Source organism: Aeromonas sp. R7-5 (assembly GCF_040908015.1).
GTDB classification, from domain to species: Bacteria; Pseudomonadota; Gammaproteobacteria; order Enterobacterales; family Aeromonadaceae; genus Aeromonas; species Aeromonas caviae.
The window spans coordinates 140,148-161,586 of sequence record NZ_JBFOCZ010000032.1; the positions used below are offsets into that span (position 1 = coordinate 140,148).

General features: G+C 63.3%; 21 protein-coding genes, 2 pseudogenes and 1 riboswitch. Of the genes and pseudogenes, 17 read left to right on the plus strand and 6 right to left on the minus strand.

What is annotated here, in order from left to right:
- The first annotated feature begins 44 nt into the window (after window positions 1-44).
- From AB5Y53_RS13715 to AB5Y53_RS13770, 12 genes and pseudogenes are all read left to right on the plus strand, one after another.
- Window positions 45-947: an ROK family protein gene (locus AB5Y53_RS13715; protein WP_368182299.1), complete on the plus strand. Its 903-nt coding sequence runs from the start codon at window positions 45-47 to the stop codon at window positions 945-947.
- 41 nt (window positions 948-988) lie between these two features.
- The gene (locus tag AB5Y53_RS13720; RefSeq protein ID WP_368182300.1) at window positions 989-1,714 is read left to right on the plus strand and encodes a copper homeostasis protein CutC; all 726 of its coding nucleotides are present in this window, start codon (window positions 989-991) and stop codon (window positions 1,712-1,714) included.
- Between the two features lie 41 nt (window positions 1,715-1,755).
- Window positions 1,756-1,842: pseudogene (locus tag AB5Y53_RS13725) on the plus strand (copper homeostasis protein CutC); the annotation flags it as partial.
- Window positions 1,843-1,880: 38 nt separating this feature from the next.
- Window positions 1,881-1,970, plus strand: a pseudogene (locus AB5Y53_RS13730) (copper homeostasis protein CutC); the annotation flags it as partial.
- A gap of 192 nt (window positions 1,971-2,162) precedes the next feature.
- Window positions 2,163-2,774: an FKBP-type peptidyl-prolyl cis-trans isomerase gene (locus AB5Y53_RS13735; protein WP_010673478.1), complete on the plus strand. Its 612-nt coding sequence runs from the start codon at window positions 2,163-2,165 to the stop codon at window positions 2,772-2,774.
- Between the two features lie 137 nt (window positions 2,775-2,911).
- Entirely contained in the window at window positions 2,912-3,793 is an 882-nt protein-coding gene (locus AB5Y53_RS13740) for an ABC transporter ATP-binding protein (protein ID WP_045523520.1), read from the plus strand.
- A gap of 79 nt (window positions 3,794-3,872) precedes the next feature.
- Window positions 3,873-4,886: an ABC transporter permease gene (locus AB5Y53_RS13745; RefSeq protein WP_368182301.1), complete on the plus strand. Its 1,014-nt coding sequence runs from the start codon at window positions 3,873-3,875 to the stop codon at window positions 4,884-4,886.
- Window positions 4,871-5,182: a DUF2845 domain-containing protein gene (locus tag AB5Y53_RS13750; protein ID WP_029313965.1), complete on the plus strand. Its 312-nt coding sequence runs from the start codon at window positions 4,871-4,873 to the stop codon at window positions 5,180-5,182. The genes AB5Y53_RS13745 and AB5Y53_RS13750 overlap by 16 nt, the downstream gene beginning before the upstream one ends.
- Window positions 5,183-5,642: 460 nt before the next feature.
- The gene (locus tag AB5Y53_RS13755) at window positions 5,643-6,662 is read left to right on the plus strand and encodes an amino acid ABC transporter substrate-binding protein (RefSeq protein WP_042015020.1); all 1,020 of its coding nucleotides are present in this window, start codon (window positions 5,643-5,645) and stop codon (window positions 6,660-6,662) included.
- A 62-nt stretch (window positions 6,663-6,724) separates the two neighbouring features.
- Window positions 6,725-7,912 (plus strand): amino acid ABC transporter permease, encoded by a 1,188-nt coding sequence (locus AB5Y53_RS13760; protein WP_223918159.1) that lies wholly within the window; start codon window positions 6,725-6,727, stop codon window positions 7,910-7,912.
- 9 nt (window positions 7,913-7,921) lie between these two features.
- Window positions 7,922-9,016, plus strand: coding sequence for an amino acid ABC transporter permease (locus AB5Y53_RS13765; RefSeq protein WP_324046355.1), 1,095 nt, complete (start codon window positions 7,922-7,924; stop codon window positions 9,014-9,016).
- A 13-nt stretch (window positions 9,017-9,029) separates the two neighbouring features.
- Entirely contained in the window at window positions 9,030-9,773 is a 744-nt protein-coding gene (locus AB5Y53_RS13770; RefSeq protein WP_214005297.1) for an amino acid ABC transporter ATP-binding protein, read from the plus strand.
- Between the two features lie 95 nt (window positions 9,774-9,868).
- On the opposite strand, the gene AB5Y53_RS13775 is transcribed toward AB5Y53_RS13770, so the two are convergent.
- Window positions 9,869-10,084: a DUF1107 family protein gene (locus AB5Y53_RS13775; protein WP_010673486.1), complete on the minus strand. Its 216-nt coding sequence runs from the start codon at window positions 10,082-10,084 to the stop codon at window positions 9,869-9,871.
- A 177-nt stretch (window positions 10,085-10,261) separates the two neighbouring features.
- Between AB5Y53_RS13775 and yfcD the strand changes: the two genes are divergently transcribed.
- The 3 genes from yfcD to AB5Y53_RS13790 all read left to right on the plus strand — a co-directional run bounded on the left by yfcD (window position 10,262) and on the right by AB5Y53_RS13790 (window position 12,467).
- Window positions 10,262-10,792, plus strand: a complete 531-nt coding sequence (gene yfcD, locus AB5Y53_RS13780) for an NUDIX hydrolase YfcD (protein ID WP_368182303.1) — start codon at window positions 10,262-10,264, stop codon at window positions 10,790-10,792.
- Window positions 10,793-10,903: 111 nt separating this feature from the next.
- Complete coding sequence (locus AB5Y53_RS13785; RefSeq protein ID WP_139700541.1) at window positions 10,904-11,374, plus strand: peroxiredoxin; 471 nt, start codon at window positions 10,904-10,906, stop codon at window positions 11,372-11,374.
- Window positions 11,375-11,498: 124 nt separating this feature from the next.
- A complete protein-coding gene (locus AB5Y53_RS13790; protein ID WP_368182304.1) occupies window positions 11,499-12,467 on the plus strand; it encodes a calcium/sodium antiporter in 969 nt (322 codons plus the stop codon).
- A gap of 65 nt (window positions 12,468-12,532) precedes the next feature.
- Here the strand turns inward: AB5Y53_RS13790 and AB5Y53_RS13795 are convergent, their stop codons facing one another.
- Window positions 12,533-13,681, minus strand: coding sequence for a type III PLP-dependent enzyme (locus AB5Y53_RS13795; RefSeq protein ID WP_180906984.1), 1,149 nt, complete (start codon window positions 13,679-13,681; stop codon window positions 12,533-12,535).
- 506 nt (window positions 13,682-14,187) lie between these two features.
- Window positions 14,188-14,298, plus strand: a riboswitch (glycine riboswitch).
- A gap of 108 nt (window positions 14,299-14,406) precedes the next feature.
- Between AB5Y53_RS13795 and AB5Y53_RS13800 the strand changes: the two genes are divergently transcribed.
- Complete coding sequence (locus AB5Y53_RS13800; protein WP_368182305.1) at window positions 14,407-15,783, plus strand: alanine/glycine:cation symporter family protein; 1,377 nt, start codon at window positions 14,407-14,409, stop codon at window positions 15,781-15,783.
- A 201-nt stretch (window positions 15,784-15,984) separates the two neighbouring features.
- Here the strand turns inward: AB5Y53_RS13800 and AB5Y53_RS13805 are convergent, their stop codons facing one another.
- Window positions 15,985-16,698: a protein ligase gene (locus tag AB5Y53_RS13805; RefSeq protein ID WP_368182307.1), complete on the minus strand. Its 714-nt coding sequence runs from the start codon at window positions 16,696-16,698 to the stop codon at window positions 15,985-15,987.
- A 100-nt stretch (window positions 16,699-16,798) separates the two neighbouring features.
- A complete protein-coding gene (locus tag AB5Y53_RS13810; protein WP_368182309.1) occupies window positions 16,799-18,196 on the minus strand; it encodes a nucleobase:cation symporter-2 family protein in 1,398 nt (465 codons plus the stop codon).
- Between the two features lie 239 nt (window positions 18,197-18,435).
- On the opposite strand from AB5Y53_RS13810, the gene AB5Y53_RS13815 reads away from it, so the two are divergent.
- Window positions 18,436-19,575: a diguanylate cyclase gene (locus tag AB5Y53_RS13815; protein WP_368182310.1), complete on the plus strand. Its 1,140-nt coding sequence runs from the start codon at window positions 18,436-18,438 to the stop codon at window positions 19,573-19,575.
- A 30-nt stretch (window positions 19,576-19,605) separates the two neighbouring features.
- Here the strand turns inward: AB5Y53_RS13815 and AB5Y53_RS13820 are convergent, their stop codons facing one another.
- A complete protein-coding gene (locus tag AB5Y53_RS13820) occupies window positions 19,606-19,854 on the minus strand; it encodes a YciN family protein (RefSeq protein ID WP_010673495.1) in 249 nt (82 codons plus the stop codon).
- Between the two features lie 151 nt (window positions 19,855-20,005).
- Complete coding sequence (locus AB5Y53_RS13825) at window positions 20,006-21,385, minus strand: MATE family efflux transporter (protein WP_042015012.1); 1,380 nt, start codon at window positions 21,383-21,385, stop codon at window positions 20,006-20,008.
- Window positions 21,386-21,439 lie beyond the last annotated feature (54 nt).

Below are 21,439 nucleotides of genomic sequence, written 5' to 3' on the forward strand. Positions count from 1 at the left end.
CTGGACAGACCGAGGTGGCCGGGTCCACCGCAAGGGAGTGTGGCATGTACTACGGATTTGACATTGGCGGCACCAAGATAGCGTTCGCTGTGTATGACGGCGCCTTGAATCTCTGTCACGAGGAGCGCATGAGCACTCCCGGCAATGATTACGAAGGGTTGCAGCAGCTGATCCGCGAGCGGGTCGAGGCGGCGGATGCGCGCTTCGGGGTGAAAGGGGCCGTCGGCATCGGGTTTCCGGGGATCCTCAATCGCCTCGACGGGAGCATAGTGGCGGCCAACCTGCCCGCCATCCATGGCCGCCATCTGGGGGCGGATCTGGCCGAGCTGCTGGGCCGACCGGTCAAGGTCGACAATGACGCCAACTGTTTCCTCTGGTCGGAAGTGCATCAGGGGGCCGCAGACGGTGCTGGCAGCGCCCTCGGCGTCACCATAGGCACCGGCATCGGCGGCGCCGTCTACATGGCGGGCAAGCTCATCCAGGGGCGCAACTGGCTGGCTGGGGAGATAGGTCACTACCCGCTGCCCGCCACTATCCTGATGAAATACCCGGATTTGCCCCGTCCCCGCTGTGGCTGCGGGCGCCTGGTCTGTTTCGAAACCTATGCGTCGGGCACGGGCCTGGAGCGGCTATACCACCATGTTCATGGGGAACGGGTGAGCGGCCACCAGATCGTCGCCCGTGCCGATGCCCGTGAGGCGGCGGCCCTCTCGACCATCGACTGCTGGCTCGAGATCATCGCCGCCGGCCTCGCCACCGCCATCTCGGTGATTGATCCCGATGTGGTGGTGCTGGGGGGCGGCCTGAGCGCCCTGCCAGCCCTCTATGAGGAGCTGCCCAAACGTCTGCCCGGCCACCTGCTGCCCGGTGTCGCCCTGCCGGCGATCCGCGAGGCCCAATTCGGTGGTGCCGGCGGTGTGCGCGGTGCAGCCCTGCTCAATCTGTGAGATCGGACAGAGGGTCTGATCTCCCCTAACAAGGAGTCATCATGACCCGTCTTGAAATCTGTATCGACAACCTCGAATCCCTGTTCACCGCCCAGGCGGCCGGCGCCGATCGCATCGAGCTCTGCTCTGCGCTGGGGCTGGGCGGTCTCACCCCCTCCTATGGCTTCATGCAGCAGGTGGCGCGCCACGCCACCATCCCCGTCTACGCCATGATCCGGCCCCGTGCAGGGGATTTCTGTTTTGGCGAGGGGGAGTTCGACATCATGCTGCAGGATATCGCCGCCGCCCGTGCCGCCGGCCTGCAAGGAGTAGTGGTCGGTCTGCTGGATGAAGATGGACGGGTACCCGAAGGCAAGCTCCGGCAACTGATCGAGGCGGCGGGGCCGCTCGGCGTCACCTTCCACCGGGCCATCGATCTCTCCTCCGACTGGCGGCTGGATCTCGAGACGATCGTCGCGGCGGGTTGCGAGCGCATTCTGAGCTCCGGCCATGCGCCGACCGCGCTGGCGGGGCTCGAAACCCTGCAGGCCATGCACCAGGCGCTGGCGGGACGGGCCAGCCTGATGCCGGGGGCCGGGGTCAACGCCGACAACGTGCGCACCATCATCGAATTCACCGGCGTCAATGAAGTACACATGTCCGGCATGGGCTGGCGCGGCGGCATGGTGCCCCATGGTGTCAACATGGGCACTTCGGACGATGGCCGGGTCAACATCACCGACGGCGTCAAGGTCGCAGCGGTGCGGGCTCTGCTGGACAGGGCCTGATACAGGCCGTGCGGCGCCATGGTGCCTCTCTCTGTGACGACAACATGGGCACCTCTGATGACGGCCGGGTCAACATCACCGACGGCGCCAAGGTCGCAGCGGTGCGGGCGTTGCTGGACAGGGCCTGATACAGACCGTGCGGCGCCATGGTGCCTCTCTCTGTGACGTCAACATGGGCACCTCGGACGATGGCCGGGTCAACATCACCGACGGCGCCAAGGTCGCGGCGGTGAGGGGTCTGCTGGACAGGGCCTGATACAGGCCGTGCGGCGGCATGGTGCTCTGTTTTGCTCCCTTCTCCCCTTGCGGGAGAAGGGGCGGGGATGAGGGGGGCCGATGTGAGGCGTCTCCCACCGGCGGGCAATTGAGGGGCGTCTTGGCAGCACGGTGCAAAAAAGTCTGTTATCATCCCGTCTCTTTTACCATCAGGACCCGGAGCAACCTCTCAATGTCCCAATACGACTCTATCGAACAGAAGGCCAGCTACGGCATCGGCCGCAACATGGGCGACCAACTGGCTCAGCAAGCCTTCGCCGGTCTGGATATCCCGGCCCTGCAACAAGGTCTGGCAGATGCCCTGAACGGCCTGGAGTTCGCGGTCAGCCGTGACGATATCAACGATGCCTTCCAGGTGATCACCGCCCGCATGCAGGAAGAGCAGGAAGCTGCCGCCAAGGCCGCTGCCGCCGAAGGCGAAGCCTTCCTGGCCGACAACGCCAAGCGCGCCGAAGTGAAGACCACCGACTCCGGTCTGCAATATGAAGTCATGGTCGAAGGCAATGGCGCCGTGCCGGTTGCCGGTCAGTCCGTGCGCGTGCACTACCACGGTACCTTCACCCACGGTGGCGTGTTCGACAGCTCCGTTGCGCGCGGCCAACCGGCCGAGTTCCCGGTGACCGGCGTGATCGCCGGTTGGGTGGAAGCGCTGCAGATGATGCCGGTTGGCTCCAAGTGGAAGCTCTACATTCCGCAGGATCTGGCCTACGGTGCCCGTGGCGCCGGCTCCATCCCGCCGTACTCCGCTCTGGTCTTCGAAGTGGAGCTGCTGGACATCCTGTGATCCGGCTGGTGTGATGCAAACGGCGACCCTGGGGTCGCCGTTTGTTTTTGGGCCGCCCAAACGGGCCATGTGCCTTCGGCGGGGATTTAGATATAGTCAGAGCGTCGTCCATTCCGGCCATGTGAGGGAGACACGCCATGGCAGCCATCATCGAGGTCGTCGATCTCGTCAAGCACTTCCCCGGCGTCAAGGCGGTGGACGGGCTCAGCTTTGCCATTCCCGCCGGCAGCTGTTTCGGCCTGCTCGGCCCGAACGGGGCGGGCAAGACCACGACCATAGAGCTGCTGGAGGGGATCCTCACTCCGGACAGCGGCCGGATCCTGTTTCACGGCGCCCCGCGCGGCCCGGATTATCGCTCCCGCATCGGCATCCAGTTCCAGCACACTGCGCTGCAGGATTTCCTGACGGTGCGCGATACCCTGCGCCTGTTCGCCAGCCTCTACCCCAATCCCTTGCCACGGGAGCTGCTCATCGATCTGTGCGCCTTGGGCGAGTTCATCGACAGGGACAGTCGCAAGCTCTCGGGGGGCCAGCGTCAGCGCCTGCTGCTGGCCCTGGCCCTGCTCGGGGATCCCGAACTGCTGTTTCTGGATGAGCCCACCACAGGACTGGATCCCCAGGCGCGCCACCACTTCTGGCAGCGAATTGAGGCGATCAAGGCCCAGGGCAAGACGGTGGTGCTCACCACCCACTACATGGACGAAGCGCAGCAGCTGTGCGATCTGATTGCCATCGTCGATCACGGCCACCTGCTCAGTCTGGATACGCCGGCTGCCTTGCTGGCGCAACACTTCGACGGCGTGCTGGTGCGTCTTGGGGGTCACCCGGCCCTGGCTGGGCTCGGCTATCCCCTGCGTCCGGTCGGCGATCAGGTGGAGCTCTGTTGCCCCGACGTGGCGACCCTGCTGCCAGCCTTGCTGGATCTTGGTGTGCCGCTCACCGGCATGCAGGTGCGCTCCCCCAATCTGGAAGATCTCTTCCTGAACCTGACCGGTCACAGCCTGCGGAGCGGCGCATGAGAGGGATGACCGAGTTCTGTCTGACCGTGGCCTCCGGGCTGTGGTACGCCTTGCCGACATGCAATCCCGGGAGTGGACGATGAAGGAATCCCTCAAGCGCATCGGGGCGCTCTTCTATGCCCGCACCCTCGAGTTCGTACGCGATCGCGCGGCCCTGGTGTGGAACCTGATTTTCCCGCTCCTGCTGGTCATCGGCTTCTCCCTCATCTTCTCCGGCCCGCCCAAGCCGCTGGTGCAGATCGGGGTGGTGGGGGAACTACCCGCAACCTATGCCCCGCTGCGCGCCGTGCCGCTGCTCAAGATCATCCCCTATGACGAGGCGTCGAGAGGTCAGCTCAAGGTCCGTCACCATCAGCTGGACCTGCTGCTCTCACCCGCCGGGGGGCGTTACTGGATAAACCCGGACGCCCCTCAGGGGGCCATGGCCGAGTATCTGCTGCGCCAGGCGGTGCAGGTGCCCTTGCAAAGAGAGACCCTGAGCGGGCGCGCCATCCGCTACGGCGACTGGCTGCTGCCCGGGGTGATCGGCATGAACCTAATGTTCTCCGGCCTGTTCGGGGTCGGGTTTGTCATCGTGCGTTATCGCAAGAACGGGGTGCTGAAACGGCTGCGAGCCACGCCGCTCGGCGCGCTGGAGTTTCTCTTCGCCCAGTTGTTGTCACGGGTGCTGATCACCCTGGTGGTGAGCCTGCTGGTCTTCTGCGCGGCCTACTGGCTGCTGGATGTGCCCCTCATCGGTTCGGGGTGGCTGCTGCTGGTGATCGCCCTGGCGGGAGGAACGGCCATGGCCTCCCTTGGCCTGCTCATCGCGGCTCGCCTGCAGAACGAGGAGCTGGCGAGTGGTTTGCTCAATCTCATCAGCTTGCCCATGATGTTTTTATCCGGTGTCTGGTTCTCGCTGGAAGGCGCGCCCGTCTGGCTGCAGCAGCTTGCGGCCAGGCTGCCCCTCAGCCAGATCATCGAAGCAGCCCGCGCCGTGATGCTGGAAGGCGCGGGATGGCAGGAGGTGGCAGGCCCTCTGGGCCAGGTCATGGTGTTCGCCCTGGTGTGCATCTCGCTGGGAACCATGCTGTTCAAATGGAGTGCAAAATGAAACCTGTTCTGTGGTTGTTGCTGGTGGCCGCCTTGCCTGTGCAGGCAGGTACCCTGCGTTGCAAGAACGCCTTGCTGACCGAGGGAGACACCACGGCAGAGCTGCTGGTTCGCTGCGGCCAGCCGATGCTCAAGGAAGATCTCACCCGCTTCGAGGAGAACGGCTTCGGGGCGAGAGTGACGGTCAAGTATGCCGAGCGCTGGACCTACAACTTCGGCAAGCGGGAATTCATGCAGTTTGTCACCGTCGAAAACGGCGTCATCACCGACATTGCGGATGGTCCACGGGGAGGATGACCTCCTGGTTTTCTGAAGCCCAGCCTGCGGGAGATGAGGTCGCCATTTCCCCGCCTTTTACCTCCTTTTCTGTTGTTTTTCCCTGCCTGTTTTCGCCATTTTTCCATATGGGGTCATGCTGCCTCACTCTGGTGCTTTTGGCATAAAACCGAACCTGATGAGTCAGTTGTTAGCAGAACTGGCTGCCCCAATGCGGTGCAGCCAATTTATTTTCGAAAAATAATCCTCATGCCAAGAAGGGTTTTAAGCAGCAGGCTATTTGGCAAATAAGGGTCTACTTTTGATTCTGAGAGTGCATATTCCCCCGTTCAGATATTTTGTTCTGTTGCACCATGGTTGGGCCGGATTGCACCGATTGACAGGTTTTTCTGCGGCTGGATAAGCTGCCAAAAAGCAGGGAAACGATGGCATCTCGCTAGATTTTGATGCCTGTTCGAATCAAACCACAGGGAAGAGTGACATGAAGCAGATACACAAGGCAGGCATGGTGATGGCGCTGTCGCTGATGGCAGCCAATGCGTGGGCGGACGGTACGCTGGATGCCGTCAAGAAGAAGGGATTCGTGCAGTGCGGGGTCGGTGACGGCCTGCCCGGGTTCTCCAACCCGGATGCCAAGGGAACCTGGACCGGGCTCGACGTGGACGTGTGCCGCGCCGTGGCCGCCGCGGTACTGGGGGATGCCGGCAAGGTCAAGTATGTCTCCCTCACCGCCAAGGAGCGCTTTACTGCCCTGCAGTCCGGGGAAGTGGATCTGCTCTCGCGCAACACCACCTGGACCCTGACCCGGGATGGGTCGCTGGGCCTCACGTTCGCCGGGGTGAACTACTACGACGGGCAGGGGTTCCTGGTCAAGCAGTCCCTCGGGGTCAAGAGCGCCAAGGAGCTTGACGGTGCCGCTGTCTGTATCCAGTCCGGCACCACCACCGAGCTCAACCTGGCCGACTATTTCCGCGCCAATGGCGGCATGAAGTACACCCCAGTGGTGTTCGATACCTCGGATCAGACCGTCAAGGGCTTCGAAGCCGGCCGCTGTGACGTGCTGACCTCGGATCAGTCCCAGCTCTATGCCCTCAAGATCAAGCTCACCAAGCCAGAGGAAGCCGTGGTGCTGCCGGAGGTCATCTCCAAGGAGCCGCTGGGCCCAGCCGTGCGTCAGGGTGACGATCAGTGGTTCAAGGTGGTGCGCTGGAGCCTCAACGCCATGCTCAATGCCGAGGAGGCCGGGGTCACCTCTGCCAACGTGGACGAGATGCTCAAGTCCACCAACCCTGACATCCGTCGCCTGCTGGGGCTGGAAGAGCCCAAAGGGACTGTGCTGGGGCTGGATGACAAGTGGGCCTACAACATCGTCAAACAGGTCGGCAACTACGGTGAATCCTTCGATCGCAACGTCGGTGCCGGCTCCCCCCTCAAGATTGATCGCGGCATCAATGCCCTCTGGAACAAGGGCGGTCTGATGTACGCGCCACCCATCCGCTGAGTCGACAGTCACCGGGGGGCCTGGCCCCCCATGTTTTCCCTGGCTTTGTCGGAGTCATCCTCATGGCGTTACACGCATCAAACCATAGGAAAGAACAGGGCCGCTGGTGGTATGACGCCAAGGTGCGGGCGCTGCTCTTCCAGTGCCTGGCCATCGCGGCGGTTATCGGGTTTCTGTTCTACATCGTCAACAATGCCCTGACCAATCTGGCCACCCGTGGTATCACCACAGGCTTTGATTTTCTGGGCAACACGGCCGGTTTCGGCATCTTGCAGAGCCTCATCCCCTACGACGAGACCTATACCTTCGGTCGCACCTTCGTGGTGGGCCTGCTCAACACCCTGCTGGTCTCCGTGCTCGGCATCCTGTTTGCCACCCTGCTCGGGTTCGCACTCGGGGTCGCGCGCCTGTCGCGCAACTGGCTGGTGGCCAGAATCGCGGCCGTCTACATAGAGACGTTTCGCAACATCCCGCTGCTGCTGCAGATCTTCTTCTGGTACTTCTCGGTGCTGCGTACCCTGCCTTCCCCGCGTCAGAGCGTGGATATAGGCGGGCTCGCCTTCCTCAACGTGCGGGGCTTCTATCTGCCCAAGCCCCTGTTCGAAGAGGGATTCGGCTACGTGCTCTGGGCACTGGTGCTGGCGGTGCTGCTGAGCTGGGGGCTGGGCCGCTGGGCTCGCCGCCGTCAGGCCCTGACCGGCAGGATCTTCCCGTTCTGGCGCTGTGTGGCAGCCCTGGTCATTTTGCTCCCGGGGATCACCTTCCTGCTGGCGGGCAGCCCGCTTAGCTGGAGCGTGCCTGCGCTGCAGGGGTTCAACTTCCGGGGGGGGCTGACGGTGCTGCCGGAGCTCGCGGCCCTCTTGCTGGCGCTCACCATCTATACGGCGGCCTTCATCGCCGAGATAGTGCGATCCGGCATCCTGGCCATCAGCAAGGGGCAGACGGAGGCGGCTTCCGCCCTCGGGCTCTCGCCCACCAAGACGCTGCGGCTGGTGATCATTCCCCAGGCCATGCGGGTCATCATCCCTCCCTTGACCAGCCAGTATCTGAACCTCACCAAGAACTCCTCCCTGGCGACCGCCATCGGCTACCCGGATCTGGTCTCGGTGTTCATGGGGACGACTCTCAACCAGACAGGGCAGGCCATCGAGGTCATCGCCATGACCATGGGGGTCTATCTCGTCATCAGTATCACCACCTCGGTGCTGATGAACATCTACAACCGCAGAATGACGCTGGTTGAGCGCTAGGGAGCTGTCATGTTCGTGAATGAATTGCAGGAGGCGCTGCCGCCTCCCAACCACCGTCGGGGGTCGCTCGCCTGGATCAGGCAGAACCTTTTCCCCAACTGGTGGAACGGCCTGCTGACCCTGGTGCTGGCCTATCTGCTGCTGCCACTCATCTGGTCTGCACTGGACTGGGCGCTGTTCTCGGCCACCTGGCAGGGGAGCAACCGCGAGGCCTGCGTCCAGGGCGGTGCCTGCTGGATCTTCATCGAGAGCCGGCTGGGGCAGTATCTCTATGGCTTCTACCCGGCCGATCAGTACTGGCGCATCAACCTGACCTTCGCCGGTCTGGCGGCGCTGCTGGCCTTGCTCATCTGGCCAAAGACCCCGCGCAAGGGGTGGCTGGCGCTCTTCACCCTGCTGGTGTTCCCTGTCATCGCCTTCTTCCTCATCCATGGGGGAGCGGGGCTGGAGGTGGTGGAAACGAACCGCTGGGGCGGGCTGATGCTCACCCTGGTGCTGGCGGTGGTGGGCATAGTGGTCGCACTGCCGTTCGGCATCCTGCTGGCACTGGGGCGTCGCTCCCACATGCCGGTCATCTCCAGCCTCTGTACCGTCTACATCGAGTTCTGGCGGGCGGTGCCGCTCATTACTGTGCTCTTCATGGCGTCCGTCATGCTGCCACTGTTCATGAGTACCGAGGTGGAGCTCGACAAGCTGCTGCGGGCGCTCATCGGCATCATCCTGTTCCAGGCGGCCTATGTGGCCGAGGTGGTGAGAGGGGGGCTGCAGGCGATCCCCAAGGGGCAATATGAGGCGGGGGATGCCCTCGGGCTCTCCTACTGGAAGGTGATGGGCCTCATCATCATGCCCCAGGCCCTCAAGATCACCATTCCTTCCCTGGTGAACACCTTTATTTCCCTGTTCAAGGACACCAGCCTGGTGCTGATCATCGGGCTGTTCGATCTGCTGGCCATCTCCAAGGTGGCCCTGGCGGATCCGGCCTGGCTGGGGTATTCCACCGAAGCTTATGTCTTTATCGCCATGATCTTCTGGATGTTCTGTTTTGGCATGTCCCGCTACTCCATCTATCTGGAGCGCAAACTCAACACGGGCCACAAGCATTAGGAGTCGTTCTGATATGAAAACGGACGCAGTTGTCGAACTGAAAGAGGTCAACAAGTGGTACGGTGAGTTTCACGTGCTGCGCAACATCAACCTGCAGGTGGGCAGAGGGGAGAAGATCGTCATCTGCGGACCATCGGGGTCGGGCAAGTCCACCATGATCCGCTGCATCAACCGGCTGGAAGAGCACCAGAGCGGAGACATCCTGGTCAAGGGCACGGCCCTGACCTCGGATCTCAAGAACATCGAGACGGTGCGCCGGGAGGTGGGCATGGTGTTCCAGCACTTCAACCTATTCCCCCATCTGACCGTGCTGGAGAACTGTTGCCTGGCGCCCATCTGGGTCAAGCAGTTGCCGCGCAGGGAGGCCGAAGAGATCGCCATGAACTTCCTGCGCCGGGTGCGGATCCCCGAACAGGCGCTCAAGTATCCGGGGCAGCTCTCCGGTGGCCAGCAGCAGCGGGTCGCCATCGCCCGCAGTCTGTGCATGAATCCCCAGGTCATGCTGTTTGACGAGCCGACGTCTGCGCTGGATCCCGAGATGGTGCGGGAGGTGCTGGATGTGATGGTGGAGCTGGCCCACGAGGGGATGACCATGCTCTGCGTCACCCACGAGATGGGGTTTGCCAAGCAGGTGGCGGACAGGGTGATCTTCATGGACCGGGGGCAAATCATCGAAGAGAACGTGCCGGATCAGTTCTTTGACAACCCCCAGTCCGATCGGACCAAGCTCTTCCTCTCCCAGATCCTGCAGCACTGAGGCAGGGCACAACCTTCAGAAAAACAGCCCGCACGCTCGAATGAGCGGCGGGCAAATGTGTACATGGAAGTCGACGACAGACAGAAAGGAGTATGTCAGCCCGGCAACAGGGTGGTGGTGCGCAGATCGCGCACGGCCAGGTTGATCTGCCGGGCCAGGCTCAGCGCCTGATGACAGCTCAACGGCTTCACATCGATGATCCCCCCTTGAAACTCAAACCGCCCCAGTGCTTCAACCATGAAACTTCCATGATGGAAGCTCTTGATATATCGAGCAATTCGACGGGGAGACCACTGCTTGAACACCTTCATGGCAAGAGACCCTGTTGTTTGGACAGGGCACACTATGCCGACGGACCGTGACACTGATGTGACACTTGATAAAGATTTGTATGAATCTGTCTTGTGATCGACTGGCGTGCAGCCCCGGCGTTGAAAAAGTAGTGAGAGTCCGGGTCCGGGGCCCGATATACTGCGGCCATTGCAGACATGACAAAGGTGCCGCACGTGGAGTGGGTGGACATAGTAGACGAGCAGGACAGGGTGATCGGGGTGGCCGAGCGCGCCAGGGTGCGTCAGGAAAACCTGCGCCATCGTGCCAGCTACATCCTGGTGCTGGATGAGGCTGAGCGCATCCTGGTGCAGCGGCGCACCCCGAGCAAGGATTTTTGCCCCGGCATGCTGGATGCCTGCGCCGGTGGCGTGGTGACCACGGGGGAGGCCATGGCCCTTTCCGCCCGGCGTGAGCTGGCCGAGGAGCTGGGGATCCAGGGCGTGCCCCTGCAGGATTACGGCACCTTCTATGCCGAAGGGGAGGCGAGCGGCAGCCGCTACCAGGTCTGGGGCGGCCTGTTCAGTTGTCACTATCAGGGGCCGCTGCAACTGCAGGCCGAAGAGGTGAGCGAGGTGCACTGGATGAGCCTGGGCGAGATAGCCGATCGGGCGGACGAGTTCACGCCTGACTCCCTGCTCGCCATCGCCACCTGGCAGGCAAGGCGCCTGCCATCAGGCCAGAAATAGGGGCGACAGGCGTTCGCCCCCGATCGCGTTGTTGCTGCTCGATGGACCCCTTCGCCTTCTGGTGGAATGGGGTAGACTGGGCCTCTTTGAACCACAGAAGGATGCGTCATCATGATCACGGTCGGTCAATCCCTGCCCGCAGGGGAATTTACCTTTATCACCGCCGAGGGCAAGCAGGTGAAGGATACCCAGGCCCTGTTTGCCGACAAGCGGGTGGTGCTCTTTGCGGTGCCCGGCGCCTTCACCCCCACCTGCTCCAACGCTCACCTGCCGGGCTACGTGGTCCTGGCCGATCAGTTCAAGGCCAAGGGGGTGGAACTGTGCTGTCTGTCGGTCAACGACGCCTTCGTGATGAAGGCGTGGCAGGAGGCACAGAACGCCTCTGCCATCACCATGCTGGCGGACGGTGACGGCAGCTGGACCCGGGCACTGGGTCTTGCCAAGGAGACCGGGGCCTTCGGCGGCGTGCGGGCCCAGCGTTTTGCCCTCATCGCCAACGATGGTGTGGTGGAGCGGCTCTTCGTGGAGGCGCCGGGCAAGTTCGAGGTGTCGGATGCGCAGAGCCTGCTGGCGGCGCTGTGAAAGATTAATCGGCGTTTGATTACACCTTGAAATAGCAAGCGGCCCCGTTACACTGAGGCCGCGTTTGGATGGAGCCAGGCAACTTGCCTGGCTCTCGTGTTTGCCGTGGATGAGATAGAACAATATGACCCTGGCTTTTGTTGCCCTGATTGGCGGACTGGCGTTGCTGGTCTGGAGTGCCGACAAGTTCGTGGACGGCGCCGCCGCCACCGCCCGTTACGCCGGTATGCCGCCGCTGCTGATCGGCATGGTGATCATCGGTTTTGGTACCTCGGCCCCCGAGATGGTGGTCTCCGCGCTGGCGGCTTCCCAGGGCAATCCCGGGCTCGCGCTCGGTAATGCCTATGGCTCCAACATCACCAATATTGCCCTGATCCTGGGTCTGACCGCCCTGATCAGCCCCATCGCCGTCGCCTCCCAGGTGGTGCGCAAGGAGATCCCCATCCTGCTCGGCATCACCCTGCTCTCCGGCGCCCTGCTCATCGATGGCAATCTGGGCCGGATGGATGCCGCCATTCTGGGGGCCGTGTTCGCAGTGCTGATGGGCTGGTCCATCTGGGCCGGCATGAACGGCAAGGGGGATGCGCTGGATACAGATACCGAGGAGGACATCGTCTCCGAGGGGATGTCTCTCAAGAGCGCCATCCTCTGGCTCATCGTCGGCCTGGTGCTGCTGATCGGGGCTTCCCGTCTGCTGGTGTGGGGGGCGGTGACCATCGCCCAGGGCTTTGGCATCAGCGATCTGGTGATTGGCCTGACCATAGTCGCGGTGGGGACCTCCCTGCCGGAGCTGGCATCGTCCCTCATCGCCATTCGCAAGAACGAGCACGATCTGGCCCTTGGCAACGTGCTGGGTTCCAACCTGTTCAACACCCTGGCCGTGGTGGGCATCGCCGCCGGCATCCACCCGCTCGAGGTGGCGCCCGAAGTGCTTTCCCGCGACTGGAGCATCATGATGGGGCTGACCCTGTTGCTGCTGGTGATGTGTCTGGGCCGCAAGGGGCAGGGGCGCATCAACCGGCTGGAGGGGGGCGTGCTGCTCGCCTGCTTCGTCGCCTACACCGGCTGGCTGCTGACGAGCCAGTTCATCTAGTCTGGTGATGAAATGAAAGAGGGGACGCCGCGGCGTCCCCTCTTTTTTGTGCGCGGGGCCTGGTCTCAGGCCACGGCAACCAGCTTCTGCTTCTGGGCGCTGTCCAGGATCAGGATGCTCGCCTTGGGGAAGAAGTTGAAGGTGGACGCGGAGGCCCAGGTGTAGGCCCCCATCACCCGACCCACCACCAGCTCGCCGATCTCGAGATCCGGCAGCATGATGCTGTCGCGGATGACGTCCACGCTGTCGCAGGTGGGGCCGGAGAGCACCGCATTGTGCAGTTCGCCGTTGGCATAGGGCGTGCTCACCGGGTAGGTGACGTGGTCGTAGAGCTGGCCGTTGTAGCTGCCGTAGAGACCGTCATCCAGGTAGTACCAGATCTTGTCGCCACGGTGGGCCTTGCCCATCACGCTGGAGACCGAGGTCATGGCCGGCGCGCTGATGAAGCGGCCCGGCTCGGCAATCTTCTGTACCGTGGCGGGCAGCTTGGCCAGGGCCTCGCGGATCGGGGCGCAGAAACCGTCGATGTCGAACTCGCCGCCGTCATAGTCCACCGGAAAGCCGCCGCCGATGTCCAGCACCCAGGGCTTGAGCCCGAGCTCCCAGGCCTGCTCCATGATCTCGCGGCAGGCGTCGATGGCCTGCACGTGGCGACGGGCGTGGGGCACCTGGGAGCCGACGTGGAACGACAGCCCCATCACCTTGATCCCCTTGGCCTGGGCCAGTTGCAGCAACGGCAGTGCCTGCTCCGGGGTGCAGCCGAACTTCTTGGAAAGATCGACCTTGGTCTCGGGGTTGGGGAAGCTGACCCGCAGCAGCAGTTTCACTTCATCCTTGTAGGGCAGGAACTTTTCCAGCTCCAGCGGGTTGTCATAGACAAACACGGTGCAGCCGAATTCCAGGGCATAACGGATGTCGCTGTCACGCTTGATGGGATGGGTATGGATGCAGCGTCCCGGGCGAACCCCTTGGCTGCGCACCAGATCCACTTCGCCATTGGTGGCCAGATCGAAACAGGCCCCCTCTTCCTTCAAGACAGAGACCACCGCCTCGTGGGGCAGGGGCTTGAGTGCATAATGCAAGCGCACATCGGGCAGGGCGGCCGCCAGGGCCCGATACTGTTTGCGGACGGCTGCCTTGTCGAGCAGCAGCAGGGGGGAGCCGAATTGTTCAACCAACTGACGGTAATCTTGTGCGACCAGGGTCTCGTTCATTCTCTTTTGATAGTCCTTAGGGGGCGTGATATGCCCAAGCCATATGCGATTGAACCGGCGACGGCCGGCTCAGGCGAGCGGTCCGGAGGGACCCACCAGGCACATTGCATAACTCCCTTGCAAAGTGCTTAGTTATGCGCGGGATTATCGGCTTATTGAGTTTGTGTGCAAGCATTTTGATTGGATATGTCGGCAAGTTTTTCTGGTCGAGACGAAACAGGCTCTTGATACGGGGAGCGATCAGGGCCGTGATGGGGAGCACCTCCGAAGGGAGCTTGATAAGCTGTTGATAGTTAACGAACTAATAACATCAGACCCGGGGGTTGCGGCCAGGTAAAAAGGGGGCGCCGGGGCCAGGGAGTGCGAGACAGCTCACATTTTTTGGATTACCATGCCCGCTTCCTGATCCAAACTAGTTCGGATGAAGGTAGCAGGAGAGCGATGGGCAACCATCCACCGAAGAAGTGAATCTTTCAGGTACCGGGCAACCGGTGTGGACTGCTACTGGACGATACTCTGGAGAGACCCGTTGAATCGGGCGCCGAAGGAGCAAGGCACCGTGATTGCATCGCAATCTGGCGCCGGAAACTCTCAGGCAAAAGGACAGAGGGGATGGGATGGTTGTACCTGGGCTTGGCCCGCATCCGATCGCCTCTGGCCGATCGCGACACCTATGGGAAGATCATCCTTCTCCTCCTTAATCGTTGTTTTTTTAAGGAGGATGCATGTCATCAATTCAATCGGCGCTCGCCGCCATCGATAGCTTTATCTGGGGTCCCCCCCTGCTGATCCTGCTGGTCGGGACCGGTATCTATCTCACCTGGCGATTGGGTCTGCTTCAGATCGTGCGTTTGCCGCTGGCCCTCAAGCTGGTCTTTGGCCGCGATCAGGGGCAGGGCAAGCAGGGGGATGTCTCCAGCTTTGGTGCCCTGTGCACCGCCCTCTCCGCCACCATCGGCACCGGCAACATCGTCGGGGTCGCCACCGCCATCAAGCTCGGCGGCCCGGGCGCCCTGTTCTGGATGTGGATGGCCGCCCTGTTCGGCATGGCCACCAAGTACGCCGAGTGCCTGCTGGCGGTGAAATATCGCCAGCAGGATGCCAATGGCCAGATGGCGGGTGGCCCCATGTACTATCTGGAGAAGGGGCTCGGCTCCAGGCCGCTCGCCAAGCTGTTTGCCCTGTTCGGCATCGGCGTCGCCTTCTTCGGCATCGGTACCTTCCCCCAGGTCAACGCCATCAGTGATGCCATGAGCCTCTCCTTCTCGGCACCCCGTGAAGTGACCGCCGTGGTGCTGACCCTGATTGTGGCGCTGGTGACTCTGGGGGGTATCCAGTCCATCTCCAGCGTGTCGAGCAAGGTGGTGCCCTTCATGGCCATCTTCTACATCGTCGCCTGTGCCGGGGTGCTGGTGAACAATGCCAGTGCCCTGCCCGATGCGGTCATGCTGGTGATCGGGAGCGCCTTCACCGGCCATGCGGCCACCGGCGGTTTCGTCGGCGCCGGCATCATGCTGGCGATCCAGTCCGGGGTGGCGCGCGGGGTCTTCTCCAACGAGTCGGGCCTGGGCTCGGCCCCCATCGCCGCGGCGGCGGCCAAGACCGATTCCTGCGTGGAGCAGGGGCTGGTCTCCATGACCGGCACCTTCATCGACACCCTCATCATCTGCACCATGACCGGCCTGACGCTGGTGGTGACCGGGGTGTGGAGCGGCGATGTGAGCGGTGCGGCCATGACCAGTCTGGCCTTTGCCCAGGGGCTGGATGCCCATGTGGGCCAGTATCTGGTGAGCATCGGCCTCCTGTTCTTCGCCTTTACCACCATCCTTGGCTGGAATTACTACGGCGAGCGCTGCACCGAGTACCTGTTCGGGGTGAAGGCGATCAAACCCTACCGCCTCATCTATCTGGTGCTGGTGGCGAGCGGTGCCTTCCTCCATCTGGACCTGATCTGGCTCTTGGCCGACATCGTCAACGGCCTGATGGCGGTGCCCAACCTCATCGGCCTCATCGGCCTGCGCCACGTGGTGATTGCCGAGACCCGCGCCTACTTCAGCCGGGACCGGGATACGGAGTCCGAGCCCGAGCCGCAGACGGCCTGATGAGAAGCGGGCCTGCGGGAAGTCCTGTCACCGGGCTCCTGTCCATGGTGTCAACCGGGATCCGGGCTGGGATGGCAAAACCCGGGGCTTGATCCCGGCTCCTCTGACAATATCTGTGCGAAATACGCAAAAGCCACGACGCTAATCGTGGCTTTTTTGCATTTTACGCAATGAATGACGGCGCTTGTCACCCAGAGAGGGTCAGGGGGAGGGAATATCTCCGGTGAGCCGCTGCGCCAGCGCCCTGCTCACCCGGCTCACCAGGGCCGCCTCCTCGCCCTGCCAGCCAATGGCGTGGGCCAGGGTGGTGGAGGTGCCCGGAGCAAAGCGCAGCTCGCCCCCGGCCAGTTCGTAGAAGCGGCTCGCCATCCGGGTGCCCTCGTCCACATCCCCCGCCACCAGCAGCATGGCCTGGGCCAGCACGGCGCCGTCGTGATCCCGGCCCGGCGCCAGCCAGCGCTGGGCGGTGCCGGTCACCTTGCGCCCTCCGATCACCAGGTTGTACTGGCCGTCGCAAAACGAGCCGGGCACGAAGTCGTAGCTGCCCGCAAGACCGTATTCCCCCAGCAGGGCGAGCAGGGGGGCCCCCAGCAGCCGGTAGTAGTGGGCCAGATCCGTGGTGGTGCGGGGCAGCATGAGGGAGAGGTTGAGGATGCCGGCGCCGTGGGGCACGGCGGTGCCGCCGCTGTCGCGCACATGCACCGGCCAGCCCTCGGCGGCAAGCTGCTCGCAGGCGGCCTGGTAGCGGGGCAAACGGGTGTCCTTGCGGGTGATGATGAGGCATTGGGGGCCCTGCCAGAGGAGGGCTCTGGGCTCGCCGTCACCGGCGCACTCCCGCAGCCAGCGCTGCTCCTCGGCCAGGATCTGGTCGGGTGTCTGGTGGGCGGACGGCGGGGGCAGCAGGGTATAAGGCATGAAAGGCATCCTTTGGCAGAGGCTGCCAAGCACAGTACGCGCGGGGGCAAACAAGGTAAAGCCCCGCATGGCGGGGCTTTGGTGCAAGGATGGCGGGGCCTCAGGCCCGGGGGGCGGCGCGCCTGGGCAGCAGCAGATTGAGCAGGATGGCGGTGAGGCCGCCGGTGGCGACGCCGTAGGAGAGCACGCTCCTGGCCAGCTCCGGCAGGTGTTGCAGCACCTCGGGCACCTGGGCCACTCCGAGACCCATGGCGAGCGACACCGCCAGGATCATCAGGGCGCGGCGGTCCAGCTCCTCCCGGGAGATGATGCGCACCCCGGCGGCGGCGATGGTGCCGAACATGACGATGGTGGCGCCGCCGAGCACGGGTTCAGGTATTTGTTGCACCAGGCTCGCCACCGCCGGGAACAGGCCGAGCAGGGCCAGCATGGCGGCGATGAAGAGGCCGACATGGCGGCTGGCCACCCCGGTCAGCTGGATGACGCCGTTGTTCTGGGCGAAGGTGGACATGGGGAAGGTGGAGAAGACCGCCGCCAGCATGGAGTTGGCGCCATCGGCCAGCACGCCCCCCTTGATCCGCGCCATGTAGACCGGCCCTTCCAGCGGCTCGCCGGAGATGTCGGAGGTGGCGGTCATGTCGCCGATGGCTTCCAGCGCCGTCACCACGAAGATGATGGCGAGCGGCACGAACAGCTGCCAGTCAAAGCCGAGCCCGTAGTGGAGCGGAACAGGCACCATCAGCAGCGGGCCGTCGAAGGTGGGGACTGCCACCTTGCCCAGCAGCAGCGCCACCGCATAGCCCGCCAGCATGGCGATCATGATGGCGGAGAGGCGCAGCCAGGGGTTGCGACTGCGCTGCATCAGCACGATGAGGCCGAGCACCAGCAGGGAGAGAAAGAGGTTGGTGTGGCTGGCGAAGCTGCCGTCCGCCAGGGCGCCGTAGCCGCCCCCCATGCTGATGAGCCCTACCTTGATGAGGGTCAGGCCGATGAGCAATACCACGATGCCGGTCACCAGCGGGGTGATGATCCGTTTGACCAGGTGCAGGAAGCGGCTCATGACGACGATGGTGAGGGCCGCTGCCAGCATGGTGCCGAACAGGGTGCCCAGCAGATCGTCGGTGGGCATGGCCGCCTGCTTGAGGGCGAGGCCGGAGGCGATGATGGGACCGAGGAAGTTGAAGCTGGTGCCCTGTACCGAGAGCAGGCCGGAACCGAGGGGGCCGAAACGGCGGGTCTGGATGAAGGAGGCGATGCCGGACATGACCAGGGACATGGAGACGATGTAGCGGGTGTCATCGGCAGGGAGGCCGAGGGCGTTGGCGATGATGAGGGGCGGGGTGATGATGGCGACAAACATGGCGAGCATATGCTGCAGGGCGGCGAACAGGGTCTGGGGCAGGGGGGGGACATCCTCGATGCCGTAGACCAGTTCGCTGTGGGCTCGCCTGGGGGGATGGGCCTCTCGGATGGCGCTTGGGGCGGCAGCCTGTTCCATAAATACCTCGAATGTGTGGGGGGATGGGAGAAAATTGGGCGCTATTTTAGTGATTGGCATCGCGCTTTCCAGCGCTAATTGAGCGCAAACTCGTTTATTTCTCGATGGGTTGAAACGTTTTTCTGTGGCGATTAAGATCCGCCGGTTTGTGTGAGACCGATCCCTCACAAAGGGGAGGCTGATGCATCAGGATGGGGACGGTGTAGAATGAGCCCTCGGTTCGAAGATGGAGACTCTGGATGCTGAAGCTGTCGGAGTTCTGGAGTGCCCGCGCCCACTCCGAAGATTTTACCCTGACCCGGATGGGCTTCATGACGGTGCGGCTGCGGCTGCTCACCTGTCTGTTGATGGCGGGGCTCCCGAGCTGGGCCATGGTGGACTGGCTGACCCTGCCAGCCATCCAGTTCGAGGCGCTGTTCCAGGTCAGGATCTTCTGCCTGCTGGCCCTCTCGCCCCTCATCCCCCTCTCCTATCTCATCCACTTCAAGCGCGAGCGCATGAAGCTGGCGCTGGGCTACCTGATGGCGGTGATGATGCTCTTCTCCCTCATCTGCCTGCACAGCTTCGGCGCGGATCAGGAGATGCAGGCGGGTTACATGGCCTTCCCCTATCTGCTCATCAGCCTGTTCGCCATCTTCCCCATTCCCCTCTCCCTCAGCCTGCAACTGGCGGGGGGGATCCTGGCCACCATGCTGGCGGGCAACTGGCTGCTGGTGGGCCAGCCTCTTTGGAGCGTGCAGACCCTCAACCAGGTCTGGCTGCTGGGGCTCTTTGCCATCGCCAGCGCCTGGGTGCAGTGCGGCCAGCTCAACATGCTGCTGCAGCTCTATCGGGAGTCCACCACGGACGAGTTGACCGGCATGATGAACCGCCGCCTGCTGATGAAGCAGCTCGAGAAGGCGAGGGCCGCCATGATCCGCAAACAGGCCCCCTTCGCGGTGCTGCTGCTGGATCTGGACCGCTTCAAGCGCATCAACGACACCTTCGGCCATCTGGCGGGGGATGCGGTGCTCAAGGAGGTGGCGGCCACCCTGGCAGAGCAACTGGAGCCCGGCATGGTGCTCGGGCGTTACGGTGGGGAGGAGTTTGCCATCCTGTTGCCCGGTTGCACGGATCTGGCACAGGCCAAGCGGGTGGCGGAGCGGCTGCGGGTCGCGGTGGAAGCGAGGTTGGTGAAAAGCCCCACCTCCGACGAACTGCTGGAGGTGACGGTGAGCATCGGTCTGACCCTGGCCCAGCGTGGCGAGGGGGTGGAGGATCTGCTCAACCGGGCGGACGAGTGCCTCTACATGGCCAAGATGGCGGGTCGCAACTGCGTGGTGGCCGAGGCAGGGAAACCCGAGGGCGATGCAGGGCGCACAAAAACGGATGCCGCCTGAGGGCGGCCTCCGGTGATGACGGCGCTGGCGTCAGGCCAGGGTGTATTTGCCGGAGAGCTGCTGGGCCAGCAGCTTGAACATGTTGAACACCGCCATGGTCTTGCCGGTCGGGGTGCCGTCCTCTGCCAGGAAGAACTCCCCCTTGAACACCAGTATGTCCCCCTTCTGCTCCACCGAGTCGGCGCGCATGCCGTGGATGAAGTCCTCGTGTTCACGAATGATCTTGTTGGCCATCTCCAGCAGGGCAGTCTCGGTGATCCGCTCTTTTTGTGGTTGCATGCTCGTCTCCTTAAACGACTACTGGGCAGGGGCACAAGGGTCGGCATGGTCGGCGCACCCCGCCTCTGATTGAAGAGGGGGCCAGCATACTGCAAAGCGGGATTTTCTGTCATTGATGTGACCCCGCATTTTCCCGCTTTGCGCTCTTCCCTTATCCCAGCACCAGATTGCGCAGCCAGCGCCGCTGGCGAATGCGGCGCTGCACCAGCAGCACCTTGGAGAGCTCCTCCAGCAGGACCACGGCCACCACCCAGGAGAGGGGCCAGCCCAGCAGGCTGACCGCCACCCAGGCCAGCGGCAGGCCGATGCACCACATGCCGACGATGTCGATGAAGATGCTGTAGTTGACGTCCCCCCCCGAGCGCAGCACCCCGACGATCCCCACCATGTTGAACACCTTGAGCAGCATGCCCAGACACATGATGGCGAGCACCTGGCCGGCCTCAGTCATCAGCTCGCCCGGCAGGTTGCCGACCCATTGCAGCAGGCTGCCCTGCATCAGCCAGACGGCGGTCCCCACCAGCAGGGCGCCGACGGGGGCCAGCAGCAGGAAGAGCTGGGAGTGCTGCCAGGCCTCGTCATACTCCTCTGCCCCGAGCCGGTGACCGAGCAGGGTGGAGCAGGCCACCGCCAGCCCGAAGAAGAGGGAGATGAGGATGCTCTCCAGCGTGCCGAGGGTGGTCATGATGGCCAGGGCGTCGGTGCCGAGGTGCGCGTAGAGGAAGCCGTAGAGCAGCATGCCGAAGGCCCAGAGCCCGTCGTGCAACAACAGCGGCAGGGCGATCAGGGTGAAGCGCACCACCTCCTTGCGCCTGAAGGCGGCGAGCCAGTCTTGCTTGCGCGGGATGAGACGGGGCTCGGCACGCCACACATAGGCAAGCAGCAGCGCGGTCTGCAGCAGGCGCGACAGGGTGGTGCCCCAGGCGGAGCCGGCTACTCCCATGGCCTCGGCGCCGAAATGGCCGAAGATGAGGGCATAGTTGAGGATGACGTTGGCGATGATGGCGATGATGCCGATGCGGGTCGGCGCCGCGGCATTGCCCACCGAGCGCAGGGCCGACTCCAGGGGCACCACCACGGCGGTGCAGAGGATGGTGGCGCCGGTGATCATCAGGAACTCGTCGGCCAGCTCGCGCAGCGCGGGCTCCTGGCTGGCAAACCCGAGCACGCTGCCCGGTGAGAACACATAGACGAGGGCAAAGGGCAGGCTCACCGCCAGGGCGCCCACCAGGGCCAGGGCCAGGGAGCGGCGCACCCCGGCCATCTCGCCACGGCCGAAATATTGTGCCGCCAACACCGAGACCCCGCCCGAGAGCCCCGCTATCACCAGCAGATTGAAGAAGAAGACCCGGTTGCCCAAGCCGACCGCCGCCACAGCCGTGGTGCCGAGCTGGCTCACCATCATGATGTCGATGAGGCCGAGCAGGGAGAACATCATGGATTGCAGCGAAACCGGCAGGGCCAGTCGCCACAGTCGCGTCATGAACTCGCGATCGGTGGTTTGTTTTAAAATCGCTTGCCAATAATTCATTTATGTTAACCGGGTTGGTAAAAATCAGGGTTTGTCGTGGGTATGATAGGGGTG

Bases quoted from the DNA above. Each gene is read 5' to 3' on its own strand.
- AB5Y53_RS13715 (WP_368182299.1), top strand. From the start codon at position 45: ATGTACTACGGATTTGACATTGGCGGCACCAAGATAGCGTTCGCTGTG.
- AB5Y53_RS13720 (WP_368182300.1), top strand. From the start codon at position 989: ATGACCCGTCTTGAAATCTGTATCGACAACCTCGAATCCCTGTTCACC.
- AB5Y53_RS13735 (WP_010673478.1), top strand. From the start codon at position 2,163: ATGTCCCAATACGACTCTATCGAACAGAAGGCCAGCTACGGCATCGGC.
- AB5Y53_RS13740 (WP_045523520.1), top strand. From the start codon at position 2,912: ATGGCAGCCATCATCGAGGTCGTCGATCTCGTCAAGCACTTCCCCGGC.
- AB5Y53_RS13745 (WP_368182301.1), top strand. From the start codon at position 3,873: ATGAAGGAATCCCTCAAGCGCATCGGGGCGCTCTTCTATGCCCGCACC.
- AB5Y53_RS13750 (WP_029313965.1), top strand. From the start codon at position 4,871: ATGGAGTGCAAAATGAAACCTGTTCTGTGGTTGTTGCTGGTGGCCGCC.
- AB5Y53_RS13755 (WP_042015020.1), top strand. From the start codon at position 5,643: ATGAAGCAGATACACAAGGCAGGCATGGTGATGGCGCTGTCGCTGATG.
- AB5Y53_RS13760 (WP_223918159.1), top strand. From the start codon at position 6,725: ATGGCGTTACACGCATCAAACCATAGGAAAGAACAGGGCCGCTGGTGG.
- AB5Y53_RS13765 (WP_324046355.1), top strand. From the start codon at position 7,922: ATGTTCGTGAATGAATTGCAGGAGGCGCTGCCGCCTCCCAACCACCGT.
- AB5Y53_RS13770 (WP_214005297.1), top strand. From the start codon at position 9,030: ATGAAAACGGACGCAGTTGTCGAACTGAAAGAGGTCAACAAGTGGTAC.
- AB5Y53_RS13775 (WP_010673486.1), bottom strand. From the start codon at position 10,084: ATGAAGGTGTTCAAGCAGTGGTCTCCCCGTCGAATTGCTCGATATATC.
- yfcD (WP_368182303.1), top strand. From the start codon at position 10,262: ATGACAAAGGTGCCGCACGTGGAGTGGGTGGACATAGTAGACGAGCAG.
- AB5Y53_RS13785 (WP_139700541.1), top strand. From the start codon at position 10,904: ATGATCACGGTCGGTCAATCCCTGCCCGCAGGGGAATTTACCTTTATC.
- AB5Y53_RS13790 (WP_368182304.1), top strand. From the start codon at position 11,499: ATGACCCTGGCTTTTGTTGCCCTGATTGGCGGACTGGCGTTGCTGGTC.
- AB5Y53_RS13795 (WP_180906984.1), bottom strand. From the start codon at position 13,681: ATGAACGAGACCCTGGTCGCACAAGATTACCGTCAGTTGGTTGAACAA.
- AB5Y53_RS13800 (WP_368182305.1), top strand. From the start codon at position 14,407: ATGTCATCAATTCAATCGGCGCTCGCCGCCATCGATAGCTTTATCTGG.
- AB5Y53_RS13805 (WP_368182307.1), bottom strand. From the start codon at position 16,698: ATGCCTTATACCCTGCTGCCCCCGCCGTCCGCCCACCAGACACCCGAC.
- AB5Y53_RS13810 (WP_368182309.1), bottom strand. From the start codon at position 18,196: ATGGAACAGGCTGCCGCCCCAAGCGCCATCCGAGAGGCCCATCCCCCC.
- AB5Y53_RS13815 (WP_368182310.1), top strand. From the start codon at position 18,436: ATGCTGAAGCTGTCGGAGTTCTGGAGTGCCCGCGCCCACTCCGAAGAT.
- AB5Y53_RS13820 (WP_010673495.1), bottom strand. From the start codon at position 19,854: ATGCAACCACAAAAAGAGCGGATCACCGAGACTGCCCTGCTGGAGATG.
- AB5Y53_RS13825 (WP_042015012.1), bottom strand. From the start codon at position 21,385: ATGAATTATTGGCAAGCGATTTTAAAACAAACCACCGATCGCGAGTTC.